The following is a 4,245-nucleotide window of genomic DNA, read 5'->3' on the forward strand; positions in this document are numbered from 1 at the left end:
TCCGGGTCCTGTCCAAACGACCCGCAAACACATTAACATCCTATTAATTAATGAATTATGATTGAATTGTATTGCGTTTGTATTGTAATTCTATGTATTATACATGAATAAATAAGTTACAGAAAGAAAAGAATTATAGGAAGTATGAGATACTTGTCTTATATATTAGAATAGCAGTTCCTTATAGATTTATTTAAAAACTTTATTTTCATCTGTCTAAATGCTCTAACGATGTAAGAATGAAGCATATCTGTTTGGACATGAACATAAACTCTATAATATTACCGATAGTACTTTATATGGCTAGATATCAGCAACTTATAGTTTCCTGTCATTTCTTGGAATGGAAACTGTCGTTTCCCGGTGAGGGAACGGACGTTCCTTTTAATGGAAACGACCGTTCCTTTTAAAGGGAACTGGCGTTTCCTCCGAGGAAACTAACGCCTGTTGTCTTATTCTAAAAATGGTTATAGTTTTATCTCCCTAAGGAATTCATCTGGCTAATTTGGCACGCAACTCTTTTAGTCTTTTAGCAGCCTGCTGATTATCCACTTTAATATATCGCATAAACGCAGATGGACTTTTATGTCCGGATATACGCATTAGTTCTGCTGCAGGAAAACCAGATAGATACATGTTTGTACAAAACGATCGCCGACAGGTATGGGAAGAGATCATTTCCCATTTCTCATATACCCTCTTTTCTCGCTCTTTACCTTTCCTGCGGACAACTTCAATCTTTTGGCTCAATTTTATCTTCCGCCCCAACTCTTTGACTCTCTCATTAAACATGTATCGTGGGATTTTAGGCAAATCATAATTATATTTTTTAAGAATCTCGGGCACATAATCAATCATGGGAATCACTACAGCCTTGTGTACCTTCCGCTGTTTGAGATTTATATTCTCATTATCCAAATCAATATGCTCAGGACTTAAAGTTGAAAGGTCACTGTATCGTAATCCTGTGAAACACCCGGTAATGAATACATCCCGTATCTCTTCCAATTGCTTATCATCTGATAAATCAAGTTCGTATATTGCAGCCAGCTCCTTTTCATTTAGATAAATAGCATCGGTTTCCTCTTCTACAACTTTGAAATTCTTTAGGTCAATCGGTGGAATAATTCCTTTTACTATTTGATAATTAACAAAGCCTTTCAACAAACGTATGATTTTTCCTGCAGAATTGGTGAGCAGCCCTACAGTTCCGTTTGGTTTTACTACTTTATGAAATAGATAATCCATAAACTCGTTGTAAAATGTCAGATTCAAGTTGCGGAATGTTACAGGTTGTGATGAGTATTCTTTGAAGGCGGTCAGATGCTTGCGGAGTGTTCGATAGTCTTTTATTTGATCTGCAGAGACGGATGGTGCTTTTTCCACTATATACCGTTCTAATGCATCAAACATATCTACCCGATTAGGACGCAGATCATATTCCCTGTTCTTTTCTAATTCAAGCAAGACAAAATCAACTGTCGGATCTATGCCGTTTACTTTAGCATAGGTGAGAATATCACCGAGCTTAGATGTTATCTTAATCAAGCAGGCATCAATTTCTTCATAATGGGGACATGCACGCTTAATCCATTTCCTTTTTGCATCCCAATGTTCCGGTTTGATATTGTATCCGGTAGAGATAAGCGTGCGCTTGTTCCGATTGTAATTATATCGAACATAAAGGACAGTAGTTCCCTCTTGGGTAACGTACTTGGGTTTAATATATGGTATATATTTTGCGATGGTATAATCAGTATTGCATTCGTGTTGCAAATTTACGAAAGCTATCTGAAATGACCAATATCTCTTTTGTTAAAGTTAGAAGTCATCAATTAATAGACCTTCATTTTGGGTTGGTAAGGATAAAATCTGCTCAAAAAAGGATAAATACTGCTCAAACAACGTCAGAGCCCCTATTCCGTATGTTAAAAGAACGTTTGAAATCCAAAAAAGAATAGATTTTGTCCTTTCTTGAACACAGATTTTCCTTGTTTCTTCTATTAATTCCATTATTTTGTGTCATCAAAATGAGATACTATGGAAAATAAAGAGTTTGTTAAAGCTCGATATTTGCTAGAAATACACGATTTGTTAGCCGCTTCTCCATAACATTTCATCCTAAATATGACAGTACTGATATTATATATTAAAGGTATAGGAAAACGGGTATAAAGATTGCAATTATTCAAAGGTGAGATAGTATTAAGGTAAAAAGTGGATTTAAAAGAATACTTAGGGCTTGTTTTTTTATGAGGTAAATAAGATTGATGGATGGATAACCTTGGATTTGAAGATTAATTTAAAGCAAATATTTATGAAGAAATTGCTAGCCATAATGGCTCTTTCAGTCGGCTTGTTGGCAAATGCCCAGACCGTTGACTTATTAAAACCTGCAAAAGATATAGCGCTACGTGCTCCGTCGGTGCCTATTATCGTTTCAGATCCTTATTTTTCGATCTGGTCACCCTATGATAAATTAATGGAAGGTAGTACAGAGCATTGGACAAGTGCGAAGAAACCTTTATTGGGTGCTCTGCGTGTTGACGGAAAAGTATATCGTTTTTTGGGGAAAGATAAAATTAATCTGGTACCTATTGCTCCTATGACTAATGTAGAACGTTGGGAAGCAGCGTACACTAACAGCCAACCATCAAACGGATGGCAAGAATTTCAGTTTGATGATAGCAATTGGAAGAAAGGTAAAGCAGCGTTTGGTAGTCGTGATATGGAACGTATTCACACAGAATGGAAAGGAGACAATACCGATATCTACATTCGTCGCACTTTCGATTTTAATGAACCGAATATCGCTGAAGATATTTATCTGATCTATTCCCATGATGATGTATTTGAGTTGTATCTAAATGGGGAAAAGCTTGTTTCTACAGGACTTGTCTGGAAGAATAATGTATATCTGAAACTTTCAGAAGAAGCAAAAAAGAAACTTCGTAAAGGTAAGAACGTAATCGCTGCCCATTGCCACAATACTACAGGTGGTTCATATGTCGATTTCGGATTGTTTCGTGAGAAGGAAAATGCTGTTAAGTTTGCAAATGAAGCTGTTCAGAAATCTGTAGACGTATTGGCTACTTCCACCTACTATACTTTCACTTGTGGTCCTGTAGAGCTTGATGTCGTGTTTACCGCTCCTCAATTAATTGATGATCTTGATTTATTGTCAACTCCTATAAACTATGTTTCTTATCATGTACGTTCATTAGATAAAAAAACTCATGATGTACAATTCTATATGGAGACAACTCCTGAACTGGCTATTAACGAAAGTAACCAGCCTACTGTTGCTCGTACCTTATCAAAGAATGGTATCAGTTATGTAGAAGCAGGTTCAATCGATCAACCAATATGTGACCGAAGAGGTGACTTGATTTGTGCTGATTGGGGTTATGCATATCTTGCTAGTACGAATGGATCAGGTAAATCAGTCAGTTTGGGAGACTATTACGGAATGAAAGAATCATTCGTGAAAAATGGTACATTAGCCACTACAAAGACTAAATGGACAACTCGTAAAGAGGAAGATAATCCGGCTATGGCATATGTTCACAATCTCGGTTCTGTCTCCAATAGCGGGAAAGAAGGATTCATGATGCTTGGTTATGATGACATTTACTCTATTGAGTATATGTACGAGAAGCGTATGGGCTATTGGAAGCATGATGGCAAAGTGACTATCTTCGATGCTTTCGAAAAATTGAGAGACAACTATCAGGCTATTATGGAACGTTGTCGCGCCTTTGACGAACTTATTTATGACGATGCAGAAAAGGCAGGTGGCAAAAAATATGCAGAAATCTGTTCGGCATCTTATCGCCAAGTGATCTCTGCTCATAAACTCTTTACTGATAAAGAAGGTAACTTGTTATGGTTCTCTAAAGAAAACAACAGTAATGGTTGTGTAAATACAGTAGACCTAACTTATCCATCCGCACCACTATTTTTGGTTTATAACCCTGAATTACAGAAAGCTATGATGACTAGCATCTTTGAGTATAGTGCTAGCGGTCGTTGGAACAAACCTTTTCCAGCACACGATTTAGGGACTTATCCTATTGCTAATGGTCAAGTGTATGGAGGTGACATGCCAATTGAAGAAGGAGGTAACATGGTAATTCTTGCTGCTGCTATTAGCAAAATCGAAGGAAACGCTGACTATGTAAAAAAATATTGGGATCTCTTAACTACTTGGACAAACTATCTCGTAGAGTATGGACAGGACCCGGA

3 protein-coding genes are annotated in these 4,245 nt (G+C 37.0%); 1 reads left to right on the forward strand and 2 read right to left on the reverse strand.

Annotation, left to right across the window (positions count from 1 at the left end):
- Positions 1 to 492: 492 nt before the first annotated feature.
- Together KTR07_RS27780 and KTR07_RS27785 are read right to left on the reverse strand one after the other, a co-directional pair.
- Positions 493 to 1,776: a site-specific integrase gene (locus tag KTR07_RS27780; RefSeq protein ID WP_008767676.1), complete on the reverse strand. Its 1,284-nt coding sequence runs from the start codon at positions 1,774 to 1,776 to the stop codon at positions 493 to 495.
- A 45-nt stretch (positions 1,777 to 1,821) separates the two neighbouring features.
- On the reverse strand, positions 1,822 to 2,013 hold the full coding sequence (locus KTR07_RS27785; RefSeq protein WP_008763856.1) for a hypothetical protein: 192 nt from the start codon (positions 2,011 to 2,013) through the stop codon (positions 1,822 to 1,824).
- Positions 2,014 to 2,317: 304 nt separating this feature from the next.
- On the opposite strand from KTR07_RS27785, the gene KTR07_RS27790 reads away from it, so the two are divergent.
- A partial coding sequence (locus tag KTR07_RS27790; protein WP_101631070.1) for a DUF5127 domain-containing protein occupies positions 2,318 to 4,245 on the forward strand: 1,928 nt, incomplete at its 3' end.

Source organism: Bacteroides sp. MSK.20.82 (assembly GCF_019052485.1).
GTDB lineage: Bacteria > Bacteroidota > Bacteroidia > Bacteroidales > Bacteroidaceae > Bacteroides > Bacteroides thetaiotaomicron.